Raw genomic sequence first — 23,602 nt, 5'->3', positions numbered from 1 at the left:
GGCCTCCCTTCAATCACTGCTTCTTGCGGAAGGAGTCGAGCGAGACGACCGAACCCGGTTTCTTCTCTTCGCCATCGGCAGGTTTTGCTCCTGCGGCCTCATCCGACTTTCCTGCCGCGTCGACTGGATAGGCGGTGATTTCACCGGACGGCAATTCCTCGCCATCGGCGAGCGGAACGTCGAATTCGAGCTCGAAATTGACGGAGGGATCGTAAAAGCCGCGGATCGCATTGAACGGGATGACCAGCTTTTCTGGAACGTCGGAGAAGGAAAGGCCGATCTCGAAATGCGTCTCGGTGATCTTCAACTCCCAAAACTGATGCTGGATGACGATGGTCATCTGCTCGGGATATTTCGACTTCAGGTGCTGGGAAATGCGTACGCCGGTGGCACCGGTGAGGAAGGTGATGAAGAAGTGATGGTCGCCCGGCAGGCGGCCCGTCGCTCCGACTTCCGCCAAAACCTTGCGGATGACGCCGCGAAGTGCATCCTGTGCCAGAATGTCGTAGCGGATATGATCCTGCCCCATGCTTTTCCTGTCTTTCGTCGGTTCGGAAGTCTTTTCACAAGGTTATATGCCACGTCCAGGCGCCTTGGGAAAGACCGGAGCCGAGTCACGTTTTTAAGCAGCATACATGATTTCGGCGGCAGGGAGAAGGTGAAGGCTTCTGTTGCCAGGTGCCTTCGGACCCCGCCTAGAGGTGCGAACCACTAGGACTTTGATTGAAGTGTCACACCGCGATTAAGCAGCGAGACGAGCTTCCGCATAGTTGTCGTTTGCAACTACAATTTTAGCCCGATAACGGCGGTACAATGCCGAGCAAAAAGACGATCTTTACACCCTTGTCGATCCTGTTTCGCCCCCATCAAAAGCCGGCCTTCGAGGCCGCCGGTTTTTGGTGGAGGCGCCGGGTACCGCCCCCGGGTCCAATAGGCTTATTACACCGCTCATTTATCGCCATAGCCAGCCCGAAAGCTAGCACGGGTGATATAGTGGTTTCCTCAGCCGATGGAAAGGGCAAACGTCATAAAAGCGTTATGCGATCCATCAGAAATATTGGGAAAATGCCTGCCGGCGATTGGTTTCCTGCTGCTAGAGGCTTAAATTAACGCAAACGGAATCAGCGCAACATGAAGCAATATCTCGATCTCCTGACCCATGTGATGGAAAAGGGCTCCGACCGGGGCGACCGCACCGGCACCGGCACGCGCTCGGTCTTCGGCTATCAGATGCGCTTCGATCTCGAAGAGGGCTTTCCCGTCCTCACGACGAAAAAGCTGCATCTGCGCTCGATCATCCACGAGCTCCTCTGGTTCCTGAAGGGCGAGACGAACATCCGCTATCTCAAGGAGAACGGCGTTTCTATCTGGGACGAGTGGGCTGACGAAAACGGCGATCTCGGGCCGGTCTACGGCGCCCAGTGGCGCTCTTGGCCAGCGCCGGATGGCGGCCATATCGACCAGATCGCCAACCTCGTCAAAGGTATCGTCAACAACCCGAATTCGCGCCGCCACATCGTCTCGGCCTGGAATCCGGCCGAGGTCGACGAGATGGCGCTGCCGCCCTGCCATTGTCTATTTCAGTTCTATGTCGCCGAAGGCAAGCTTTCCTGCCAGCTCTATCAGCGCTCGGCCGACATTTTCCTCGGTGTGCCGTTCAACATCGCCTCCTATGCGCTTTTGACGATGATGGTGGCTCAGGTGACCGGGTTGAAGCCCGGCGATTTCGTTCACACGCTTGGCGACGCCCATCTCTATCACAATCATTTCGACCAGGCGAAGCTGCAGCTGGCGCGCCGGCCGAAGCCGCTGCCTTTCCTGCGCATCAACCCCGATGTAAGGGACATCTTCGGCTTCACCTTCGACGATTTCGAGCTGATCGGCTACGAGGCCGATGCCAGCATCAAGGCGCCGATCGCGGTCTGATCCGGGATATTTCATGGCTGACATCCGCAAGACCATTATCGTCGCCGTTGCGCGCAACGGCATCATCGGCCGCGACGGCGACATGCCTTGGCGGCTTTCGAGCGATCTCAAGCGCTTCAAGGCGCTGACATTGGGCAAGCCGGTCGTGATGGGCCGCAAGACCTACGATTCAATCGGCAAGCCGCTGCCGGGGCGGCCGAATGTCGTCATCTCGCGGCAGGTGGCGATCGACCATGCTGATGTCTCCATGGCGCATTCGCTGCCGGAGGCGATGACGGCGGCCGAAAGGCTGGCCATCGAAACGGGCGTCGACGAGATCTGCATTATCGGCGGCGGGCAGGTTTACGCCCAGGCGATCGGCCTTGCAGACCGGATGTGCATCACCCATGTCGAGGCCGACCTCGATGGGGACGCTTCGTTCCCCGCGATCGATCCCGACATCTGGCGTGCAGGGGAGTCTATCGCGGTTCCGGCCGGCGAGAAGGACAGTCACCCCACGCGCTTCGTCGTCTATGAACGCCGACACGGCTGAAAATGAACTATTTTCCATTTAAATTGACCAAGTTCCTCACGTTGCGTTGAAAGCGGATGCGGCGATACCTATAACGGTCACCAACGCATCCACCGGTCAGCCCCCACGGTTCTGGATGCGTGGAAGACTTAACGAACAACGAGGTTTTGATGCCCTGGAGCAATCAGAATGGCGGCGGCGGCCCTTGGGGCGGCGGCGGCGGTAATAATAATCAGGGACCATGGGGCCAGGGGCCGAACCGCCCGCGCGGCGGTGGCAGCGGCAAGGGCGGACCGCCCGATCTGGAAGATATCATCCGGCGCGGCCAGGACCAGCTGCGCAACATCATTCCCGGCGGTTTCAACGGCGGCGTCGCGGTGATCGTCGCGGCGATCGTCGCCGTCTTCTGGCTGATCCAGTGCGTCTACGTGGTGCAGCCGGATGAGCGCGGCGTCGAACTGCGGTTCGGCAAGCCGAAGGACGAGATCTCGATGCCCGGCCTGCATTTTCATCTCTGGCCGATGGACTCCGTCGAGACCGTCAAGGTGACCGTGCAACAGCTGAATATCGGGGCGACCTCGGCATCGTCTTCAAACGGCCTGATGCTGTCTAGTGACAAGAGCGTCATCAACGTGCAGTTCGCCGTGTTCTACACGGTCAGTGATCCGAAGGCCTATCTCTTCAACGTCGAAAATCCGGCAGAGACCCTGCAGCAGGTTTCCGACAGCGCCATGCGCGAAATCGTCGGACGGCGTCCGGCGCAGGACGCCTTCCGCAGCAATCGACAGCCGATCGAAGTGGACGTGCTCAATATCCTGCAAGATACGATGAACCGCTACGGCGCAGGCGTGACCGTCACCGGCGTGACGATCCAGAACGTGGCGCCGCCGCGCGAAGTCGCCGATGCTTTCGAAGAAGTGCAGCGTGCCGGTCGCGACCGCGACAGCACGATCGAAGAGGCCAATCGCTACACCAACCAGAAGCTCGGCCAGGCGCGAGGCGATGCGGCGCGAATCCGTGAAGATGCAGCCGCCTACAAGGACCGCGTCGTGAAGGAGGCGGAAGGTGAGGCGCAGCGGTTCACTGCGATCAACGACGAATATGCGAAGGCTCCCGAAGTGACCCGCAAGCGGCTGTTCATCGAAACGATGGAGCAGGTACTGAAGAATTCGAAGAAGGTCATTATCGACGAGAAGCAGGGCGTGCTGCCCTATCTGCCGCTCAATGAGCTCGGCAAGCCGGCGCAGCAGGGAGGTTGAGCCATGACATCGAACAGACTTCCCATCATACTCCTCATCCTCGCCATCGTTCTGGTCGGGCTCTATTCGTCCATCTTCGTGGTGAATGCACGCGAGCAGGCGATCGTCGTCCGCTTCGGCCAGATCCAGTCGGTCAAGACCGAGCCCGGTATCTATTTCAAGCTGCCCTTCGGCTTCATGGATGCCGACCGCGTTCAGCTGGTCGAAAAGCAGGCATTGAGGCTCGATCTCGACAATATCCGCGTTCAGGTCCAGGACGGTCAAACCTTCGACGTCGACGCCTTCGTGATCTATAACATCTCGGATGTTCGCCGCTTCCGCGAAACGGTCTCGGGCGATCGCGAGGCCGCAGAAGCGCGGTTGAGGGCGCAGCTCGATTCATCGCTTCGCCGCGTCTACGGTCTGCGCGATTATAATGCCGCGCTCTCGGAAGAGCGTGTCGCGATGATGCTGGAGATTCGCGACGACCTGCGAACCGATGCCGAAAATCTCGGCCTGCATATCGACGATGTTCGCATCCGCCGCACCGACCTTTCGCCTGAGGTTGCGCCCAACACCTATAACGCCATGCGCTCGGAACGCCTGGCCGAGGCCGAGCGTATCCGTGCCGAGGGTAATGAAGAAGGCCAGCGGCGCCGAGCCATCGCCGACCGCCAGGTTGTCGAGTTCACCGCGGGCGCCCAGCGCGATGCGGAAATCCTGCGCGGTCAGGGCGACGCGGAACGCAACCGCGTCTTCGCCGACGCCTTCAGCAAGGATCCTGGTTTCTTCGAGTTCTATCGCTCGATGGCGGCCTATTCCTCTGCGCTCTCGTCGCAGGACACGACATTGGTGTTGTCGCCCAATTCGGAATTCTTCCGCTATTTCGACAATGCCGCCGGCACCCTGCGAACGCCGACAAATCCGGCGGCGGCAATTCCCGGCGCGGCTGCTCCCGCAGCACCCGCGCAGCCGGCGAACTGACGCCAAGGGATGCCATTCGCATCCTGACAATCCTGGAAGGGTCGGCCCGAGTGCCGGCCCTTTTTCGTGGAAAGGTCGAGATAATCAGGCTTTTGCGAGGGCGCATCATATTGCTCGGGGATTTCGCGAAAAGGTGATTTCACCCTCCATCATTCCGCCTTATGCTGGTGCTCAATGTGCGCATTTACCGCTTATGAGGATGCTTGATGGCCCCCACGACTCGCTCGCCCTTCAGACGAACGCTCGCGCTTATGGCCAGCGCTGCAATTCTTGCGCATGCCGGCATGAACGGGGCCGCCTATGCGCAAACCGCGCCTGAGACGACAGCGCCTGGGGTTGTTGCACCCGCTCCTTCTACTCCGGAAACGGCCGCTCCTGCACCTACGCCGCCTGCACCCTCCGCACCGCAGCAGGCCGCACCGATGCAGGCCTCACCAATTCAGGCCCCAGCAATTCAGGCCCCAGCAATTCAGCCCGGAGTGCCCAACAGTGGTCCGGCTTCGGTTGCCGATCTCGCCGAGGGGCTGCTCGACGCCGTGGTCAACATCTCGACCTCGCAGAATGTGAAGGACGACGAGGGCGCAGGCCCGGCGCCGCGGGCGCCCGACGGCTCGCCGTTCCAGGAATTCTTCAACGATTTCTTCAACAAGCAGCAGGGCAACAAGGGCCCGAACCATAATGTCAGCTCGCTCGGCTCCGGCTTCGTCATCGATCCGGCCGGCTATATCGTCACCAACAACCATGTGATCGAGGGTGCCGACGACATCGAGATCAATTTTGCCAATGGTTCGAAGCTCAAGGCGAAGCTGATCGGCACGGATACGAAGACCGATCTTTCGGTGCTGAAGGTCGAGCCGAAGGCACCGCTGAAATCGGTGAAATTCGGCGATTCCAGCACGATGCGCATCGGCGACTGGGTGATGGCGATCGGCAATCCGTTCGGCTTCGGCGGCTCGGTGACGGTGGGCATCATTTCCGGGCGCGGCCGCAACATCAATGCCGGCCCCTACGATAACTTCATCCAGACGGATGCGGCGATCAATAAGGGCAATTCCGGAGGGCCGCTCTTTAACATGAAGGGTGAGGTGATCGGCATCAACACCGCGATCATTTCGCCGAGCGGCGGCTCGATTGGTATCGGCTTCTCGGTACCCTCCGAGCTTGCCTCAGGCGTCGTCGACCAATTACGCGAATATGGTGAGACGCGGCGCGGCTGGCTCGGCGTGCGCATTCAGCCGGTGACCGACGATATCGCCGACAGCCTCGGGCTCGACACCGCCAAGGGCGCGCTGGTCGCCGGGGTCATCAAGGGCGGCCCCGTCGACGATGGTTCGATCAAGGCTGGCGATGTCATCTTGAAATTCGACGGCAAGACCGTCAGCGAAATGCGCGATCTGCCGCGCGTTGTGGCGGAAAGCACGGTCGGCAAGGAAGTCGACGTGGTGGTGCTGCGCGACGGCAAGGAACAGACCGTCAAGGTCAAACTTGGCCGGCTCGAGGACAGCGATCAGGCGGCAGCATCCGACGATGCGGCGCCCGATGGTTCACAGGATGACGGGGTGATTACGCCTGATCCCGGCGAGAACAACGACATGGACCAGCCGGATTCCGACGATCAGGCGCAGCCCACACCGGGCAAGCCCGACCATCACCAGGGCCAGGTGTCGCCGGATGCGGCAACGCCGAAGAACGTGCTCGGGCTATCGCTGTCGCTTTTGAGTGCCGAAACGCGCAAGGCTTTCGGCATCGCCGAGAGCGTCGACGGTGTCGTCGTGACGGAGGTGACGCCCGGTTCGGCCTCGGCCGAAAAGGGGTTAAAGCCAGGCGATGTGATCGTCGAGGTGGCGCAGGAGTTCATGAAGTCGCCGGATGCGGTCGCCGCCAAAGTGCAGGCGTTGAAACAGGAGGGCCGCCGCAACGCCCAGTTGATGATCGCATCGGCAAACGGCGATCTGCGGTTTGTGGCGGTGCCGATGGAGTAAGGGGACGGCGGCGGTGACCGTCTCGCTGCCGTGGCCTCGACTTCCTTCATTGACAAGCACTGGAATGAGCGAGGAGAGGGCGTGCCGTGCGGTACCCCCTCTGCCCTGCCGGGCATCTCCCCCACAAGGGGGGAGATCGGATATGGCCTGCGCCTCCTATCTATCGTTTTGCCGTGCTGGACGTTAATTGTTTGGGGAAGCCAGTGCGCCCAGCCGATCTCCCCACCTGTGGGGGAGATGTTCGGCAGGGCAGAGGGGCGGCCACAGTCACACGGGTGAAGGCGGAGAAGTGTGTGTCGCGTGGTTTACGCGGTCACAAAATCCGTCTTCCTATAGCCCTGGACGTAGAGCAGCGCGGTCAGGTCGCCGTGGTCGATGCGCATTTTGGCTTCTGCGGCAACGGCGGGCTTGGCGTGGAGGGCGACGCCGGCGCCGGCGAGGTGCAGCATGCCGAGGTCGTTGGCGCCGTCGCCGACGGCGATTGCTTCTTCCGGCGAAATGCCAAGGCTTGCCGAAATCTCGTTCAGTGCATCGACCTTCGCCTGCTTACCGAGGATCGGTTCGGCGACAAAGCCGGAGAGGATGCCGCCGTCTTCGAGCAGCGTGTTGGCGCGGTTCTCATCGAAGCCGAGAGTGGCGGCGATGCGGCTGGTGAAGACGGTGAAGCCACCGGAGACGAGGGCGGTGTAGTGACCTTTCGACTTCATGGTGGCGATCAGTTCCGGGCCGCCCGCCGTCAGCGTGATGCGCTTGGCGATCACTTCGTCGACGACCGATATCGGCAGCCCCTTCAACAGGGCGACGCGTTCGCGCAAAGCGGGCTCGAAGGCGATCTCTCCGTTCATGGCGCGGGCGGTGATGGTCGCGACCTTCTCCTTCAGGCCAACTTCGGCGGCAAGTTCGTCGATGCATTCCTGGCCGATCATGGTCGAATCCATGTCGGCGATCAGCAGCTTCTTGCGGCGGCTTTCCTGCTCCTGGATGACGAGGTCGATCGGCGCGCCTGATAGGACTGCAAGAATATTGGCCTCGGCCGCTTGCGCATCCATGCCGTCACGCAGCGCGATGTCGCAGGCGATGCCGTCGGCCAGCCAGTAGAGGCCGGCAGCGTTCACCGCCTCGGCCGCCTTTTCGGCGATTGCGGGTGTCAGCACGGGATTTGACGGATTGGCAACAAGCGTGGCAACGAGGGCCATGATGGAAAACCTTCTGAGCACAGTGAACGCGATCCTGATAACCGGGCCGACTGCCAGCGGCAAGTCCGCTCTCGCCGTCGAACTGGCAAAGCGCCATCGCGGCGCGGTCGTCAACGCCGATAGCATGCAGGTCTATGACACGCTGCAGGTGCTGACCGCGCGCCCGTCGGAAGAGGAGATGCAGGGTGTGCCGCATCATCTCTACGGCCATGTGCCGGCGGGTTCCGGTTATTCCACTGGCGCCTGGCTGCGCGATGTCGCGGTGCTGCTGCCGGCGCTCAGAGCTGCCGGCCGGCTGCCGGTCTTCGTCGGCGGCACCGGGCTCTATTTCAAAGCGCTGACCGGCGGCCTCGCCGATATGCCCGAGATACCGGAGGCGTTACGGGAGGAATTCAGGGCGCGGCTGCTGGAGGAGGGGCCGGAGGGGCTTCATGCAGAGCTTGCCGAGGCCGATCCCGCCATGGCGGCAAGCCTCAACCGCCAGGACGGGCAGCGCATCGTCCGGGCGCTTGAAGTGGTCAAGGCGACGGGACGGTCGATCGCCGAATTCCAGGGCCGGTCCGGACCAGTGGTGATCGACGCTGCCCAGGCTCGCAAGATCGTCGTGCTGCCGGACCGGGCGGTGCTGCATGAGCGCATCAACGGTCGTTTCGAAAAGATGCTGCGGCAGGGCGCGGAGGACGAGGTGAAGACGCTGGTGGCGCTTGGTCTGCCGGCCGAGGCCCCTGTGATGAAGGCAATCGGCGTGCCGCAGATTGCGGCGATGCTGAAGGGCCAGATGACGCGCGACGAGGTGCTGGAGAAGGGGGCTGCGGCAACGCGGCAATATGCCAAGCGGCAAATGACCTGGTTCCGCAACCAGATGGACGGCAGCTGGGAACAGCTGACGGTTTAGGTGAGGCGGCGAAGTCGTTCGGCTGTCGCACTTGTGCTGGGTATTGGGCAAAATCCACTTTCATTCTGTGCGGTTGTTCGTGACCATAAGAGCCCGCCTTCGTCGACGGCTCCCGGTCGGTCTCGATCAGGCATATGGTAACCGGGTACTTTGCGATCGCAGGAGATCTGATAAGTGTCATTGGCATAGTCGACATTGGTGCTGTTACCAAAGTCTGCGTCGGCGACCGAGGGAAGTCTTGCCGTGTTTTTCGCCGGTGCCGGATCGCGCCTGTTGTTCTCATGTCGACCGTCTTTTAGGATCGCATCATGTCTGTCGCTTCACCGTTTCATAGCCTTTCGGCCTTTCCGCCGACCCCCGCCGATATAGATGGCCGCGTGGACACCGAATCCCTCTGCCGCCTGCTGGATCGTCTGTGTGACGCAGGCGTCGCTTCCATCGGCCTTCTCGGCAGCACCGGGATCTACGCCTTTCTCACGCGTGAGGAGCGGCTGCGGGCCGTTCAAGCTGCGGTCGAGTGCGTCGCAGGTCGCGTTCCCCTCGTCGTCGGCGCCGGTGCCCTGCGGACGGACCATGCCGTCGATCTCGCCAGGGATGCCGAGGCCGCTGGTGCAGACGCTCTTCTGCTGGCGCCCGTCTCATATACGCCGCTCACCCAGGAAGAAGCCTACCAGCACTTCCTCGCGGTCACGAAGGCGGCGAAGCTGCCGCTTTGCATCTACAACAATCCCGGCACGACCCACTTTACCTTCAGCCGGGACCTTTTGCAGCGGCTCTCCGAGATCGAGACAATCAGGGCGGTGAAGATGCCTCTGCCCGTTGACAGCGATTTCAGAGGCGAACTGGCGGCATTGCGTCAGACGACGAACCTTGAGATCGGCTACAGCGGCGACTGGGGCGCTGCCGAGGCGCTCCTCTCAGGCGCCGACGCCTGGTACAGCGTCGTCGGCGGCTTGTTTCCGCGCGTTGCTCTTGCGCTAACCACAGCCGCGATTGCCGGAGACCGCGCCGAGACGCTCCGGCTCGATGGCCTCCTGCAGCCGCTCTGGAAAACGTTCAAGGATTTCGGAAGCATCCGTGTGGTCTATACGCTGGTCGACGTTCTTTCTCTCGCCCAGGTACAGCTGCCGCGGCCACTCTTGCCGCTTGGGCCGATGGATCGGCAGCGTGTGCTCGACGCTGTCGAGCCCCTGATCGCCTTGGAACGGTAGGGCATGATGTCGTCCGAAAACCGCTACGCTTTTCGGGTCGTACTTTGGAGATCGAGCGCCAGCGTCAATCCTTGTTGTAGAGGCTGCTCAGCGGTTTTTTCAGGATGCTTTCGCGCAGCGACGTGCCGGGTTCCCGGCGGGTGATCGCGGGCTGGTCCGTCGGTGATGCCGGCCGGGGGAAGACCGGCTCCTCGCGGCGCATCTCGCGGCGGAGCGCGTCCAGCCGGGGGTCGATCGCTGGCGGTGCGACCGGGTCCAGTCGCGGTGTCTGCGGCAGCAGTTCGCGCCGGTAGGATTCGAGCGGAGCGGACGACGGCGCAGGCGGCGCGTAGGGTATTGCGTCGATATCCTCGTCGGCTGCATCGGCCTCGTCGGGGCCTGCGGCGGACGCAGCATAGCTCACCTGGAAATTCGAGATGTCGGGTCCGACAGTGACCGCCCGCATGCGGGTGACGATCTTGCGCAGGTCGACCGTATCCGGATCTTCCTCACTGTGTTTGCTGTTGGCGCTGCTCGCCTTCGGCAGCAGGCTCTCGTCGACGCGGGAAAAGCGCATGCGCATCGGTACGCTGATCGCCTCGCCGAAAGCAATCGCCTCACCGTTGCCGATCGAGGAGATGAAACTCGTCGTCGAGATCGACGAGTTCGGGATGGCCGAGCGGATGATTTCCTGGTCTCGGTCGTTGGCAAGGCGCATGGCAAAGAGTGTCGAGCACTGCGACAGGATCGTCTGGTCGAGCTCACCCGGCCGTTGGGTGATGATGCCGAGCGAGACGCCGTATTTGCGTCCCTCCTTGGCGATGCGGGCGATCGCCTGGCGCGTCGGCACGAAGCCGAGGCTCGGATCGGAGGGGATGTAGCGGTGGGCTTCTTCGCAAACGACCAGCATGTGGATGGCGCCTTCGCTCCACAGCGCCACCTCGAAGGCCATGCGGCAGAGCACGGAGGCGACCGAATTGACGACTTCGGAGGGAATGCCGGCGAGCTGGAAGGCGCAGATCGGCCGGTTCTCGCCCGGAACGCGGAAGATCTGCGCGATGGTCTCGGTGATCGTGTCGCTGATCGTGTTGTTGGAGAACATGAAGTGGTAGCGCGGATCGTTGATCGCGGCGATCAGGCGCATTTTCAGCGACCGGAGGAAGGGCTTTTCGGTACGGCCTTCGAGGCGACCGATGCGCTCGTCGATCAGCGCCAGCAGATCGGCCATGCGGTAGGGCACCGGCGTGTCGGCGGTGATGGAACTCTTTTCCGTCGTGCGGCGCACCAGCGAATTGTCACTGCCGCGGAAGGCGCGTTTGGCTTCCGGCAGGATATCGCGCAGCATGTCGAGCTCTTCGGGCACCGGCGGGCGGCCGCGAAAGACGACTTCGGCAAACTCCTCCAATCGCATCAGCCAGAAGGGCAGGTCGAGCGTATCGGTATCGATGGTGACGGCGTGGTTGGGAAAGGCAGCGGCGAATTCGTTATGCGGATCGAGGATCAGCACACGCAGTTTCGGATCCGCCGCGATCGCTTTGTGCAAGAGCAGCGACACGGCCGTCGACTTGCCGACGCCGGTGGAGCCGACGACGGCGAAATGCTTGGAGAGCATCGAGGGGATGTGGATCGCCGCGTCGATACTTTCGTCCTGAGTCAGCTTGCCGATGACGGCGGTCGTGCCCTCTCCCGCATCATAGATGCGTATCAGGTCGGCAGCGCGGATGCGATGGGCGATGGCGCCGAGATAGGGATAACACGAGATGCCGGTCGAGAATTCTTCGCGCCCGTCCTCATCAACACGGACTTCGCCGAGCAGCTCGGTCTCGATTTTGAAATTATTGTCCTCGCCTTCGCCCCAGGCATGGCTGCCGGTGTTCATCTGGTAGACGAGGGCGACGACGCGGTTGCGGCCGACACTGATCGAAATCAGCCGACCGACGGACCAGAGTTCGGTCAGATCGGTGCCGCCTTCTTCGGCGACGGCAGCAATGGTCGCCCGCGAGCCGCTGCACGCAACGACGCGGCCAAGAAAGCGATTTCCCGGTGCATGGCCATCGCGGCGATCGTGCTCGCCTGCCTTGCCAGACACGCGCAAGTCGTTGTTGAGCAAAGGGCTACTCCCTGCAATGGGACATAAGAATAAAGTCCATCCTTTAACAAATCCTTCAAACCATGGTTTTTAGAGGGTAAAGGAGCGCGGATGGATTTTTATTGCGGCATGCGTTGACGCTGCGAAATTTTCTGTCTATCACTTCCGACCATGAAAATCGCAACGGCTCTTATCGTGGTGGGAAAGCGCATGGGCAGGATGGTGTAACCATCCGGCGGTAGCCACCCATGCGCTAGATGACAGGCTCCTCCGGGGCCTTTTTTTATGCCCGAAATTCGGGCTTCCGGCCACAAACGCAATCCCAGCATCAAACGGAACAGACAGATGAGCACGGACAATCAGGCGGCAGGCAATCGGATGACGGGAGCGGAGATCGTTCTCAAGGCGCTGAAGGACAACGGCGTCGAACATATCTTCGGCTATCCGGGCGGCGCGGTCCTGCCGATCTACGACGAGATCTTCCAGCAGGAAGACGTCAAGCACATCCTCGTCCGCCATGAGCAGGGGGCAGGTCATGCGGCCGAAGGGTACGCGCGCTCCACCGGCAAGGTCGGCGTCATGCTGGTGACCTCGGGCCCGGGCGCTACCAATGCGGTCACGCCGCTGCAGGACGCGCTGATGGATTCGATCCCGCTCGTCTGCCTGACCGGTCAGGTCCCGACGCCGCTGATCGGCTCCGACGCCTTCCAGGAATGCGATACGGTCGGCATCACCCGGCCCTGCACCAAGCACAATTGGCTGGTCAAGGACGTCAACCAGCTCGCCGCAGTCATCCACGAAGCCTTCCGCATCGCCCAGTCCGGTCGTCCGGGTCCTGTCGTCGTCGATATTCCGAAAGACGTGCAGTTTGCGACCGGCACCTACACGCCGCCCGCCGATTACGCGATCCAGAAGAGCTACCAGCCGAAGATCCAGGGCGACCTCAACCAGATCCATGCGGCGATCGAGCTGATGGCGAATGCGCGCCGTCCGGTCATCTATTCCGGCGGTGGCGTCGTCAATTCCGGGCCTGAGGCTTCCAAGCTGCTGCGCGAGCTGGTCGAACTCACCGATTTCCCGATCACCTCGACGCTGATGGGCCTCGGCGCCTATCCCGCTTCGGGCAAGAACTGGTTGAAGATGCTCGGCATGCATGGCTCCTATGAGGCCAACATGGCGATGCACGACTGCGATGTCATGGTCTGCATCGGCGCCCGTTTCGACGACCGTATCACCGGCCGTCTCAATGCCTTTTCGCCGAATTCGAAGAAGATCCATATCGATATCGATCCATCTTCGATCAACAAGAACGTCCGTGTCGATATCGGCATCCGCGGCGATGTCGGCCATATCCTCGAAGACATGGTCCGCCTGTGGAGGGCGCTGCCGAAGAAGCCGGAAAAGGGCCGCCTTGAGGACTGGTGGACCGATATCGCTCGCTGGCGGGCGCGCAACTCCTTTGCCTATACAAGGAGCAGCGATGTCATCATGCCGCAATATGCGCTGGAGCGGCTCTACGCGCATACCAAGGACCGCGACACCTACATCACGACCGAGGTTGGCCAGCACCAGATGTGGGCGGCGCAGTTCTTCGGCTTCGAGCAGCCGAACCGCTGGATGACTTCCGGCGGCCTCGGCACGATGGGATATGGCCTGCCGGCAGCGCTCGGCGTACAGATCGCCCATCCCGACAGCCTCGTCATCGACATTGCCGGCGATGCCTCGATCCAGATGTGCATCCAGGAAATGTCGGCTGCGATCCAGCACGATGCGCCGATCAAGATCTTTATCATGAACAACCAGTATATGGGCATGGTGCGCCAGTGGCAGCAGCTGCTGCACGGCAACCGGCTGTCGAACTCCTATACCGAGGCGATGCCTGATTTCGTCAAGCTGGCGGAAGCCTATGGTGCTGTCGGTCTGCGTTGCGAAAAGCCGGAGCATCTCGACGACACCATTCTGGAGATGATCGAGGTCAGAAAGCCGGTCATTTTCGATTGCCGCGTTGCCAATCTCGCCAATTGTTTCCCGATGATCCCCTCGGGCAAGGCCCACAACGAAATGCTGCTGCCGGATGAGGCCACGGACGAAGCGGTCGCCAATGCAATCGATGCCAAGGGCCGCGCGCTCGTCTGACATTTTTAATTTGCGCATAATCCTTTCCGAAAATCGTTTCCGATTTTCGGGGTTATGCGGCAGGGAAGAGGAAACTCAAGACCATGAACGCACACCTTCAGCCCACGGGCTCCGCCTATTTCATTTCGCCGGAAACGGCGGCGATCGAAAGCCACACGCTTTCCATTCTCGTCGACAATGAGCCGGGCGTTCTTGCCCGGGTCATCGGCCTGTTTTCCGGCCGGGGCTACAATATCGAAAGCCTGACGGTCTCCGAGACCGAACATCAGGCGCATCTTTCCCGGATCACCATCGTCACACGCGGCACACCGCATGTGCTGGAGCAGATCAAGGCGCAGCTCGAGCGCATCGTACCGGTACACCGCGTCGTCGACCTGACGGTGCGTGCCCGCGAACTCGGCCAGGACCGGCCGATCGAGCGCGAAGTGGCGCTGGTCAAGGTGATCGGCGAGGGCGACATGCGCGCCGAGACGCTGCGCCTGGCCGATGCCTTCCATGCCAAGGTGGTGGATGCGACGGTCGGTCACTTTATTCTTGAGATAACCGGCAAGTCATCGAAGATCGATCAGTTCGTGGCGATCATGAAGCCGCTCGGCCTCATCGAGGTCTGCCGCACCGGCATCGCCGCAATGAATCGCGGCGCGCAGGGCATGTAAGCTCGCTGCTGTAATAATTGGAAGCCGCTGAAGATCAGAGCATCTCCAGCGGTTTTTTCTTGGTGGGCGGCGGGAAGGCGGCGTCGAGCGCCTGCCAGTCCTCGGCAGTGATATCGAGCGAGACGCAGTCGCGGTTTTCCGCCGCGCGTTCAGCATTCGATGTCTTCGGGATGACGATGACGCCGTCGCGTTCGAGCAGGAAGGCCAGCGCCAGCTGGGCGGGCGTTGCCTGATAGGCCTTGGCGATGCGGATCAGCTCGGGATGATGCAGGATATGTCCCTGCTCGATCGGCGAATAGGCCATGACGGGAATCTTACGGCTCTGGCACCAGGGCAAGAGGTCGAATTCGATGCCGCGGCGGGAGAGATTGTAGAGCACCTGGTTGGCGGCGACATTGGCGCCGTCGGGCACTCCGAGAAGTTCCTCCATGTCGCCGGTGTCGAAGTTGGAGACGCCCCAGGCGCCGATCTTGCCGGATGCCTTCAGCATTTCGAAGGCCGCGACGGTCTCGGCCAGCGGATGGCTGCCGCGCCAGTGCAGGAGATAGAGATCGATGCTGTCGGTGCGAAGCCGTTCGAGACTGCGCTCGCAGGCCTCGACCGTGCCCTTCAGGCTGGCGTTCCAGGGATAGACCTTGCTGACGATGAAGACCTCGTCGCGCCGTCCGCTGATCGCTTGGCCGACGATCTCTTCGGCACCGCCGTCGCCGTACATTTCGGCGGTGTCGATCAGCGTCATGCCGAGATCGATGCCGACCTTGAGACTTTCGATCTCCGCCCTAGCGTGGCCGGCATCCTCGCCCATGGCCCAGCTTCCCTGGCCGAGTGCCGGCACTTGCGCGCCGTTCGGGAATGTAATGGATGGGATCGGGTCGTCCTGCATGGGTTTTCTTCCGTTCGCGAAGAGATTGGGCCGTGTCGCCATCTTTCAAGCAATCCTGTCACCATGACAATGATGGAATGGTGTCAGCTGTTTAGGACAGTTATGCTGACCTAAAATGAACTCGGCCGAGAAGGTCGGTTCGGGAGGTCGCATGCCGCTGGATACATTTCTCGCCCTCATTCTCTTCGCCTTTACGACGTCGATCACGCCGGGGCCGAACAATATGATGCTTTTTGCATCGGGCGTGAATTTCGGCTTCCGCAGGACGATCCCGCATATGTTCGGCATCGGTGTCGGCTTCTTCTCGCTGCTCATCGGCGTCGGCCTCGGGCTCGGTGCGGTTCTGCATACGGTGCCGGTCGTCTATATGGCGCTGAAATTTGCCGGCGGTGCCTATCTCGTCTGGATCGCCTGGAAGATCGCCTCTTCGCGGTCGCTCGCCGAAGGCAGGAGCGGCGTCGAGCCGATGTCATTCTTTTCGGCTGCCGCCTTCCAGTGGGTCAATCCGAAAGCCTGGGTAATGGCGGTCACCGCGATGGCGACCTATACCAATCCGGAGCTTTACTTGGGCAGCGTGCTTCTCGTCGGCCTGGCTTTCGCAGCCGTCAACGTGCCAAGCGTATCGACATGGGCGGGCTTTGGTTCGGCGTTGCGGGAATGGCTTTCCGATCCGGTGCGGCTGAGATGGTTCAATATCAGCATGGCGGTGCTATTGGTGGCGAGCCTCTGGCCGATGCTAAAATAGAGCGATTGCCGGCTTCATCAGCATCAGCCAGAGAATGCCGACGACGGCTGAGAAGGCCGGAAAACCGCAGGCGAACCAGATGCGGTAGAGGCGAAAATAAGCCGGCGGCAAGGCGCTTCCAGACGCCGCGGCCATGCGGGCGAGATCGCGCAGCCGGATCTGGATCCGGACAACCGGCAGCCAGAACAGGCCGGTGACGACGTAAAGCAGCAGCGAAAGCGTGATCCATCCCTCCGACAGCTCCCAGCCGATCGATCGGGCCAGCAGAGCGCCGGTGGCCGGCTGGAGAATGGCTGCGGTGGCGGTAAAGACGGTGTCTGCGACGACGACGGTGGCGGCGACATGGGCAATCAGCCGGGGATCACGTGTCCGGTGCGCCATCATCATGAAGAAGGCGATGCCGGCGCCGGTGCCGAAGAGCACGGTCGCGCCGATGACATGGGCAAAGAGCAACCATTGCTCAAGCATCAGCGTTCATCCAGGGTGGCGAGGGCTGTCAGCGTCAGCAGGATCGACGGCAGCACCTTGACGAGCGGGCCGAGCGGATCGAGCCAGAGTGCCGGTTCTATGAGGCTTGCGCCAATGAGATAGGCGAGCGACACGGCCAGCATGCCGAGAAGAGCGCGTTTGGCCAGCGGACGGAAAAGGACGGCGGCGCCGAGCGCGATGTCGATCAGGCAGGTGGCCAGTGTCAGCATCGTTGCGGCTGCCTCCGGCATAAACGGCAGGAAATGGGTGGATGTTTTCTCGATCGCAAGCAACGGGATCAGGCCGGAGAGCAGCCAGAAGGCGGAGAGGCCCGAGATGACAAGCGGCTTCAGGAGATAGAGCCGGGCAAACCAGAGATCCTGCACGCCGGAGGGATTGCCCGAAAGGGTTGCGGCCGCCGAGAGAGTCGCCAGGCCTGACGGTGGCGCGCGATCCATGCTGATACCTTCGGACATGACGGTCATGGCGGTAGAGCGCAGCGGCGAGCGCCAGCCGAGATGACCGGCCATATCCGCAAGCCATGTGACCGGCCTTGCAAGAATGGGCGGAATGGAAATGACGGGTGCATGCGGCAGGCCGAGCCAGGCGCGGTGGAGTTTGACGAGGCTTGCGAGCGTTTGCCGTTCTTCGGCCGCCAGTTCGATATCGCTGCCGGAGGGGAGCGCACCGCAGATTGCGGCTGAGACTGCGGCGGCGACATCTTCGACGGCGACGGTTTCGACCGGGCTGTCGGCGTGGATGAGCGGCAGGACGAGGGGGATGGTAGCGAGGGAACGCAGCAGCGCTGTGCCACCGTGGGCGTTTCGGCCGAGCACTAGCAGGCTGCTGAAAAACCCACTGGCTTTTGGGCTGGACACATGATTCCATCTTGCAAGTGATTTCGAGGGAATTTGGATGCGCGGCGGGGATGATCGGACGGGGTCGCTGTTTTCGTGACCTTGAGGCACGGGTTCCGGCCCGGCATCCGCTTCGGGCGATGCGCGAACTTGTGAACACCTCGTTTGTGGCGTTGGATGGATCGTTTGCAGCGCTGTATGCCAACACCGGTCGGCCGTCGATTGCGCCGGAGCGGATGCTGCGGGCGGTGCTGCTGCAGATGCTCTATTCGATCCGCTCGGAGCGTCAACTGATGGAACGGCTGGAGTTCGACCTGCTGTTCCGCTGGTTCGTCGGGCTTGGCATCGACGATGCGGTCTGGGATGCCTCGTCGTTTTCGAAGAACCGGGACCGGCTGCTGACGACGGAGGTTGCCCAGGGTTTCCTGTCGGCGTTGCTTTCGCAGCCTGCGGTCAAGCGGCTGTTGAGTGCGGAGCATTTTTCGGTCGACGGCACGATGCTGAAGGCGTTTGCCTCGATGAAGAGCTTCCGGGCCAAGGACGGTTCGGATGAGCCGCCGGAGGATGGCCGCAACGGCGAGCGCAACTTTCGCAAGGAGAAGCGCTCGAACAAGACGCATGCCTCGACGACGGACCCGGATGCGCGTCTGTACCGCAAGGGCAATGGCCAGGAGAGCCGCTTAGCCTATCTGGGGCACGCACTGATGGAGAACCGCAACGGGCTTGTGGTCGACGGCGCGGTGACGCATGCGACCGGCACGGGCGAGCGGGATGCGGCGAGCGCACTGAGCGAGGGCCTTGGCGAAGGGGCGACGCTGGGCGCCGACAAGGGCTACGACGCGGAAGCCTTCGTCGAGGAGTTGAAGGCTCGCAAGATCGTGCCGCATGTGGCGATCAATGGGACGGTGAGCAAGACGGGCAAGGTGCGCAAGACGGCGGTGCCGCCAGAGGTGGCGCAAAGTGCCGGCTATGCGATCAGCCTGCGCTGCCGCAAGCGGATCGAGGAAGTCTTCGGCTGGGTCAAGACGACGGCCGGGCTGGCGCAGCTCAAGCTGCGCGGACTGGACAAGGTGAAGGCCGCCTTCACCTTCGCCCTTGTCGCGTACAACATCATCCGCCTTCCCAAATTGATCGGATCGACGGGCGAAGTGTGTCTTGAGGGAGATCAAAAAGCCGATATGGCCAGAAAACCCGCCTCAATCGGCCAAAATCCCACCGCACGACAGCCAGTCTGTAAAAAAATCAGACCCACAGCAAGCAACTGCGCCAACGCAGAGCGAATTTCAGCAGCCTGCTAGCGCTGGGCGCAGGATCACGTAGGGAATGCCGCTTGCCGCAAGCGCCAGGTCGGCGGCACGCTTGGTCGCTAGAAAGGGCCGATCACGACCGGCGCCGTCAGTGCGCGCCGATATCTGGACGATCAACTTCACGCCGGCCGTGCGTGCTGCTCCCTGCAGCGCGATCATCGCCCGTTCCTGTGTGGCGGCAAGGTCGTCAGACAGGCCGTCCTGCAAAGCGCCAGCGCCGTTGACGACAATCTGCTGGCCTTCAAGTACCGTCGCCCAGTCGGCCGCGTCGGTCATCCTAGCCAGATTTGCGCTGATCCAACGGATGCTGGGCTGGCGGAGGCGCGCCCGGCCGGGATTCCGGCCAAGCCCGGTGATGACATGGCCATCCTCTAGCAATCTTGCCGCGACCGCCGAACCGATAAAGCCTGTAGCACCGAGAATGAGAATATTCATAAGGAGGAGGTTACCGATACCTCAAGCAATTTTACGCGGATCGATTTTTGCCATGGGAACGGCGCATTCGGTCACGATTTGTGCTGCCAGTAGCGGGTCTATCGGCTGCTCGTCGATCGCGAAAGCAAGCTCGATTGCCATGCCGATCGCCAGCGGCCGCCGCCGGACCGGGACATGGTTCATATCCAGAACCTGCCGGGCAATCGGCCAGAGGCGCCTGACATAGCTGATGGGCAGGGCGCCGGGCTGATCATCTTCCGCCAACCGTGGCCTGCCGAACTGCGGATCGCCGATGGTGGCCGCGACATGGCGAAACGTATCGAGGACCGTCTCTTGCGACAGAACCGCGCCCTGGTTTCCGGCGGCGCCATAGGTCAGCGCCAGCAGAGAATCATGGCTTTCCAGCAGGAAAGCATTCGGCAGATTGCCAGCGTAGTAGCGAGATCCATCCCTTGTTTCCATGGTGACTAGATCGGCGCCGTCGCGACATTGCCCTGCTTCAGCCACATTGAGTGCGGCAAGAACACAAGAGAATCCGCCGATTGATCCGAGCGCCGCCAATAGATCGATCATCCGAAAACGGCCGTCTTCGGCGATTTCCTGACGGATCCGGTCGAGGAGGGCGCGGGCCACGAGCCTCGGGCCTTGCAAAGGATTGCCGGCCTCGTTCGGGCGCGGATCGTCCTGCACAGCGCTTTGCGCACGGATCTTTATTTCCTCTGCCTGAGAGGAGGAGGAAGAGGCGGGCGGATTGGTTCTTCGGCCGAATGTCGGAGTTTTCATGCGGTGCAATCTGAAGATGAAGCCATTAATGTTTGGTTATATCGGCGGGGTGAAGGATGGTTTGCTTAACCAATCCCTATTCGCCTGGCGGCATCTTTACGAGAAACGCACTTGGCGGCCATCCGACCAGCGCCTAAGATCCAGCCGCCTATTCGGGAGAGCGTTATGCGGCACAGCGACGATCATGCAGGTCATGACCACGACGACCATGACCACGACAACCACTATTCCGACATGCAAGCCCGCGTCAAAGCGCTGGAAACGCTGCTGACGGCGAAGGGTCTGATCGACCCGACGGCGATCGATGCGATTGTCGAGACCTATGAGACGAAGGTGGGGCCGAGGAACGGTGCGCATGTCGTTGCCAAGGCCTGGAGCGATGCCGATTTCGCCGAGTGGCTGAAGCGCGATGCGACGGCGGCGATTGCCAGCCTCGGCTATACCGGCCGGCAGGGCGAGCATATGCGCGCCGTCTTCAATACGGCCGAGACCCATAATCTCATCGTCTGCACGCTCTGCTCCTGTTATCCCTGGTCGGTGCTCGGCCTGCCGCCGGTCTGGTACAAGGCGCCGGCCTATCGCTCGCGCGCGGTGATCGATCCGCGCGGCGTGCTTGCCGAATTCGGGCTGACGCTGCCGAAGGAGAAGAAGATCCGCGTCTGGGATTCGACGGCGGAGCTGCGTTATCTCGTCATTCCCGAACGGCCGGACGGCACGGACGGAATAGACGAGGCAGCTCTCGCTGATCTCGTCAGCCGCGATGCAATGATCGGCACGGCCGTCGCCCGAAGCCCGGAGGCTCTTGCATGAACGGACCGCACGATCTCGGTGGTCAGATGGGTTTTGGTCCTGTCGCGCCGGAAAAGGACGAACCCTGTTTCCACGCCGAATGGGAAAAGCGGGCGCTCGGCGTCACGCTTTCCTGCGGCGCTTTCGGCGCATGGACGATCGATGAAAGCCGGCATGCGCGCGAGAATATTCCGCCGGCCGACTACCTCGCCGCCAGCTATTACGAGATCTGGATCCGCGGCGTCGAGACGCTGCTCGAACGGCACGGCTTTGCGACGCGCGCGGAATTGCAGTCCGGCCATGCGCAGCAGGGCGGCGCGGTGCCGAAGCGGGTGCTGAAGGCGGAGATGGTGCCTGCTGCTCTGGCCAAAGGCGGACCTTGCGATCGTCCGATCGGGACCACGCCGCTCTTCGCAGTGGGTGAGGTGGTGAAGACAAAGAATTTCAATCCGGCCACGCACACGCGCCTGCCACGTTATGCGCGCGCCAAGACGGGTGTCGTCGAGGCGGTGCAAGGGGCTTTCGTCTTCCCCGACGATAACGCGCATGGCCGCGGCGAAAATCCGCAATGGCTCTACACAGTCGTCTTCGACGGCGGCGAGATCTGGGGCGAGGGGGCGGATCCATCACTGAGGGTCTCCATCGATGCGTGGGAGAGCTATCTTGAGCGTTTGTGAGACGCCGTCTCAGCTGGCGCAATCGCCAGGCTTGCCGAGGTCGTCGGAGGGGGATCCGATTTTTCCCGAGCCTTGGGCGGCGGAAGCTTTCGCTATGACCGTGCATCTGCATGAGAAGGGGCTATTCGCCTGGGGCGAATGGGCTGAGGTCCTGTCTAAGGAGTTGCATACGCCCGGCCGTGCCGAAGATGGCAGCGATTATTTCGACTGCTGGGTGGCGGCCCTTTCCGAACTGCTCGTCAGTCGCGACATAGCGGATGCATCCGTCATCCTCGACCTGCAGCAGAGCTGGCAGCGGGCCGCCGAAGCCACGCCGCACGGGCAGCCGATCGAACTTACCAACGATCCGCTGCGCTGATCTGTAGAGCGGTTCAACGGAAGCGCAGAACCGCTCTAGTCTATTGTTTTTACGCAATTCCGGACGGAAAACCGCTTCGCACTTTTCCTGGAGTTGCTCTAAAGCGTGTCGCGATCTTTCACAATCGGTTGTCACGCTTTAGGTCTTTGTTTTTATGCATGTCTTTATCGCAAAACCGCGGCATACTTTTGCGAGACATGCTCTAGGACGGAAACTGCCGGTAGCATTCCTCGGCAACATCACGCAGCGTCTGCCTGGAGATTTCGCCGGTGACGGCATAACCGAGTTCGCCGTCGATCCAGTAGAAGGTCTCGAGATTGCCCGATGAGGCGAAGCGGAAGCTGGTCGTGCGGTTTTCGGTGTTGCGGCCGACGATGACGGTCAGGCGTTCGCCTGCCTGGTTCTCGTACATGAACATGGCGCCCGGTCGGCCATCGACGGGCAGCAGGCGGCCGCCGACCAGTTTGAAGCCGAGTGGCTGCAGATCGGGGATCTTCAGATTCTGGATGGCCAGGCGCTTGCCGAGCCAGGTGGCGAGATGAAGCTCCTCGTCGGCGAAGACCTCGACCGGATGGCGAACCTCGGCGGCATAGACCATGAACGCGGTCTCAGCCTGCTTCGGCAGGGTTTCGGAGCCGGCAAGCTGCAGCTCCGGCCTTTCCAGCAGAGCCGGGCCGTAGTGGCCGGCGACGGCGCCGAGCGCGAAGACGACGAGGGCTGCGGCGGCGATCGCCAAACGTTTCCGCCCCGATGAAATGGCGCGCAGGGGCGAGACGAGCAGAGTGTCGGTGTCCTTCGCGTGCTCATATCCTGAAAACAGCGACCGGATGCTGCTATTCTGCGCCTGCCATTCGGCGACCAGAGCCGCCTCGTCGGGGTTGTCGGCGAGGTAAGCCTGGATCCGGGCGCGCGCCGCTTGCGGCAACTGGCCGTCGGCATAGGCGTGGAGATCGGCTTCGGTGACGATCGGGTTGGCTTCGTTCATTTCGGCCTCCGAAGCGTAATGATGTTATCGGCTTTCAGCCGCTCGGCGACGCGCTGGCGGGCGCGCGACAGCCGGGACATGACGGTGCCGATGGGGATGTCGAGGGCAGCGGCAACCTCGCTATACGTGTATCCCTCGATGACCACGAGCATCAGCACGGCGCGGCGCTCCTCCGAAAGGCTGTTCAGCGCGTTGTCGAGCCGGGCGCGCTCCAGCGGATCGGCCAGCGTTTCGGGTGCGGCGATGTCCCCTGCGGCGTCGAGTTCAACGACGGCGTCGCGCGCCTTGCCGCGCCGGCCGTTGCGGTAGAGATTGGTCATAATGGTCAGGACCCAGCCGCGCAGGTTGAGGCCGCGCCATTGGCCACGGCGCGCCAGCACCTTCTCGACACAGTCTTGGAGCAGATCCTCGCCGTCGGCATCCGAGCGCGTCAGGCTACGCGAATAGCGCCGGAGCGAGGGGAGGAGGGCCAGGATCTGGCCCTCGAAACTTTCCGGTGCGGGTGTTTTCAC

General features: G+C 61.9%; 21 protein-coding genes, 1 other RNA gene and 3 pseudogenes. 14 read left to right on the top strand and 11 right to left on the bottom strand.

Annotation, left to right across the window (positions count from 1 at the left end):
• Positions 1 to 13: 13 nt before the first annotated feature.
• Together J3O30_RS15045 and ssrA are read right to left on the bottom strand one after the other, a co-directional pair.
• Entirely contained in the window at positions 14 to 529 is a 516-nt protein-coding gene (locus J3O30_RS15045; protein ID WP_207581084.1) for an SspB family protein, read from the bottom strand.
• A 128-nt stretch (positions 530 to 657) separates the two neighbouring features.
• Positions 658 to 1,020, bottom strand: a transfer-messenger RNA (tmRNA) gene (gene ssrA / locus J3O30_RS15040).
• A 111-nt stretch (positions 1,021 to 1,131) separates the two neighbouring features.
• Between ssrA and J3O30_RS15035 the strand changes: the two genes are divergently transcribed.
• From J3O30_RS15035 to J3O30_RS15015, 5 genes are all read left to right on the top strand, one after another.
• Complete coding sequence (locus J3O30_RS15035; RefSeq protein ID WP_207581083.1) at positions 1,132 to 1,926, top strand: thymidylate synthase; 795 nt, start codon at positions 1,132 to 1,134, stop codon at positions 1,924 to 1,926.
• A gap of 13 nt (positions 1,927 to 1,939) precedes the next feature.
• Entirely contained in the window at positions 1,940 to 2,458 is a 519-nt protein-coding gene (locus tag J3O30_RS15030; protein ID WP_207581082.1) for a dihydrofolate reductase, read from the top strand.
• Positions 2,459 to 2,607: 149 nt separating this feature from the next.
• Positions 2,608 to 3,696 carry an FtsH protease activity modulator HflK gene (gene hflK / locus J3O30_RS15025; RefSeq protein ID WP_207581081.1) on the top strand — a complete coding sequence of 363 codons (1,089 nt, stop codon included), beginning with the start codon at positions 2,608 to 2,610 and terminating at the stop codon, positions 3,694 to 3,696.
• A gap of 3 nt (positions 3,697 to 3,699) precedes the next feature.
• On the top strand, positions 3,700 to 4,659 hold the full coding sequence (locus J3O30_RS15020) for a protease modulator HflC (protein WP_207581080.1): 960 nt from the start codon (positions 3,700 to 3,702) through the stop codon (positions 4,657 to 4,659).
• A 206-nt stretch (positions 4,660 to 4,865) separates the two neighbouring features.
• On the top strand, positions 4,866 to 6,641 hold the full coding sequence (locus J3O30_RS15015; protein WP_207581079.1) for a Do family serine endopeptidase: 1,776 nt from the start codon (positions 4,866 to 4,868) through the stop codon (positions 6,639 to 6,641).
• Between the two features lie 305 nt (positions 6,642 to 6,946).
• Here J3O30_RS15015 and serB read toward each other — a convergent pair whose 3' ends face one another.
• Complete coding sequence (gene serB / locus J3O30_RS15010; protein ID WP_207581078.1) at positions 6,947 to 7,837, bottom strand: phosphoserine phosphatase SerB; 891 nt, start codon at positions 7,835 to 7,837, stop codon at positions 6,947 to 6,949.
• Here serB and miaA point away from each other — a divergent pair.
• Together miaA and J3O30_RS15000 are read left to right on the top strand one after the other, a co-directional pair.
• Positions 7,836 to 8,732 carry a tRNA (adenosine(37)-N6)-dimethylallyltransferase MiaA gene (miaA, locus tag J3O30_RS15005; protein ID WP_207581077.1) on the top strand — a complete coding sequence of 299 codons (897 nt, stop codon included), beginning with the start codon at positions 7,836 to 7,838 and terminating at the stop codon, positions 8,730 to 8,732. The genes serB and miaA overlap by 2 nt on opposite strands.
• A gap of 308 nt (positions 8,733 to 9,040) precedes the next feature.
• The gene (locus tag J3O30_RS15000; RefSeq protein ID WP_207581076.1) at positions 9,041 to 9,943 is read left to right on the top strand and encodes a dihydrodipicolinate synthase family protein; all 903 of its coding nucleotides are present in this window, start codon (positions 9,041 to 9,043) and stop codon (positions 9,941 to 9,943) included.
• A gap of 64 nt (positions 9,944 to 10,007) precedes the next feature.
• On the opposite strand, the gene J3O30_RS14995 is transcribed toward J3O30_RS15000, so the two are convergent.
• Positions 10,008 to 12,032: an ATP-binding protein gene (locus J3O30_RS14995; RefSeq protein WP_207581075.1), complete on the bottom strand. Its 2,025-nt coding sequence runs from the start codon at positions 12,030 to 12,032 to the stop codon at positions 10,008 to 10,010.
• Positions 12,033 to 12,356: 324 nt separating this feature from the next.
• On the opposite strand from J3O30_RS14995, the gene J3O30_RS14990 reads away from it, so the two are divergent.
• Together J3O30_RS14990 and ilvN are read left to right on the top strand one after the other, a co-directional pair.
• Positions 12,357 to 14,147, top strand: coding sequence for an acetolactate synthase 3 large subunit (locus J3O30_RS14990; protein WP_207581074.1), 1,791 nt, complete (start codon positions 12,357 to 12,359; stop codon positions 14,145 to 14,147).
• 83 nt (positions 14,148 to 14,230) lie between these two features.
• A complete protein-coding gene (ilvN, locus tag J3O30_RS14985; RefSeq protein WP_207581073.1) occupies positions 14,231 to 14,803 on the top strand; it encodes an acetolactate synthase small subunit in 573 nt (190 codons plus the stop codon).
• A 34-nt stretch (positions 14,804 to 14,837) separates the two neighbouring features.
• Here ilvN and J3O30_RS14980 read toward each other — a convergent pair whose 3' ends face one another.
• On the bottom strand, positions 14,838 to 15,686 hold the full coding sequence (locus J3O30_RS14980) for an aldo/keto reductase (protein WP_207581072.1): 849 nt from the start codon (positions 15,684 to 15,686) through the stop codon (positions 14,838 to 14,840).
• A gap of 151 nt (positions 15,687 to 15,837) precedes the next feature.
• On the opposite strand from J3O30_RS14980, the gene J3O30_RS14975 reads away from it, so the two are divergent.
• Positions 15,838 to 16,431, top strand: coding sequence for a LysE family translocator (locus J3O30_RS14975; RefSeq protein ID WP_207581071.1), 594 nt, complete (start codon positions 15,838 to 15,840; stop codon positions 16,429 to 16,431).
• Here the strand turns inward: J3O30_RS14975 and J3O30_RS14970 are convergent.
• Both J3O30_RS14970 and J3O30_RS14965 read right to left on the bottom strand, forming a co-directional pair.
• On the bottom strand, positions 16,423 to 16,899 hold the full coding sequence (locus tag J3O30_RS14970; protein ID WP_207581070.1) for a DUF2269 domain-containing protein: 477 nt from the start codon (positions 16,897 to 16,899) through the stop codon (positions 16,423 to 16,425). The genes J3O30_RS14975 and J3O30_RS14970 overlap by 9 nt on opposite strands.
• Positions 16,899 to 17,738: pseudogene (locus J3O30_RS14965) on the bottom strand (DoxX-like family protein); the annotation flags it as partial. The gene J3O30_RS14970 and the pseudogene J3O30_RS14965, both read right to left, overlap by 1 nt.
• Before the next feature lie 76 nt (positions 17,739 to 17,814).
• On the opposite strand from J3O30_RS14965, the pseudogene J3O30_RS14960 reads away from it, so the two are divergent.
• A pseudogene (locus J3O30_RS14960) lies at positions 17,815 to 18,895 on the top strand (IS5 family transposase); the annotation flags it as partial.
• A 156-nt stretch (positions 18,896 to 19,051) separates the two neighbouring features.
• On the opposite strand, the pseudogene J3O30_RS14955 reads toward J3O30_RS14960, so the two are convergent.
• Together J3O30_RS14955 and J3O30_RS14950 are read right to left on the bottom strand one after the other, a co-directional pair.
• Positions 19,052 to 19,498: pseudogene (locus J3O30_RS14955) on the bottom strand (NAD(P)H-binding protein); the annotation flags it as partial.
• A 21-nt stretch (positions 19,499 to 19,519) separates the two neighbouring features.
• Positions 19,520 to 20,188 carry a hypothetical protein gene (locus J3O30_RS14950; RefSeq protein ID WP_246762676.1) on the bottom strand — a complete coding sequence of 223 codons (669 nt, stop codon included), beginning with the start codon at positions 20,186 to 20,188 and terminating at the stop codon, positions 19,520 to 19,522.
• Positions 20,189 to 20,446: 258 nt separating this feature from the next.
• Between J3O30_RS14950 and nthA the strand changes: the two genes are divergently transcribed.
• From nthA to J3O30_RS14935, 3 genes are read left to right on the top strand one after another with little or no spacing between them, the layout of a single operon-like run.
• Positions 20,447 to 21,091 (top strand): nitrile hydratase subunit alpha, encoded by a 645-nt coding sequence (gene nthA / locus J3O30_RS14945; protein ID WP_207581069.1) that lies wholly within the window; start codon positions 20,447 to 20,449, stop codon positions 21,089 to 21,091.
• On the top strand, positions 21,088 to 21,747 hold the full coding sequence (gene nthB / locus J3O30_RS14940; protein ID WP_207581068.1) for a nitrile hydratase subunit beta: 660 nt from the start codon (positions 21,088 to 21,090) through the stop codon (positions 21,745 to 21,747). The genes nthA and nthB overlap by 4 nt, the downstream gene beginning before the upstream one ends.
• Positions 21,734 to 22,105 (top strand): nitrile hydratase accessory protein, encoded by a 372-nt coding sequence (locus J3O30_RS14935; RefSeq protein WP_207581067.1) that lies wholly within the window; start codon positions 21,734 to 21,736, stop codon positions 22,103 to 22,105. The genes nthB and J3O30_RS14935 overlap by 14 nt, the downstream gene beginning before the upstream one ends.
• A gap of 202 nt (positions 22,106 to 22,307) precedes the next feature.
• On the opposite strand, the gene J3O30_RS14930 is transcribed toward J3O30_RS14935, so the two are convergent.
• The gene (locus tag J3O30_RS14930; protein ID WP_207581066.1) at positions 22,308 to 23,090 is read right to left on the bottom strand and encodes an anti-sigma factor; all 783 of its coding nucleotides are present in this window, start codon (positions 23,088 to 23,090) and stop codon (positions 22,308 to 22,310) included.
• Positions 23,087 to 23,602 carry an RNA polymerase sigma factor gene (locus J3O30_RS14925; protein ID WP_207581065.1) on the bottom strand — a complete coding sequence of 172 codons (516 nt, stop codon included), beginning with the start codon at positions 23,600 to 23,602 and terminating at the stop codon, positions 23,087 to 23,089. The genes J3O30_RS14930 and J3O30_RS14925 overlap by 4 nt, the downstream gene beginning before the upstream one ends.

It is taken from the genome of Rhizobium sp. NZLR1, from assembly GCF_017357385.1.
Lineage (GTDB): Bacteria > Pseudomonadota > Alphaproteobacteria > Rhizobiales > Rhizobiaceae > Rhizobium.
The sequence above is the reverse complement of the archived record's forward strand: the minus strand, read 5'-3'. Positions and strand labels throughout refer to the sequence as shown.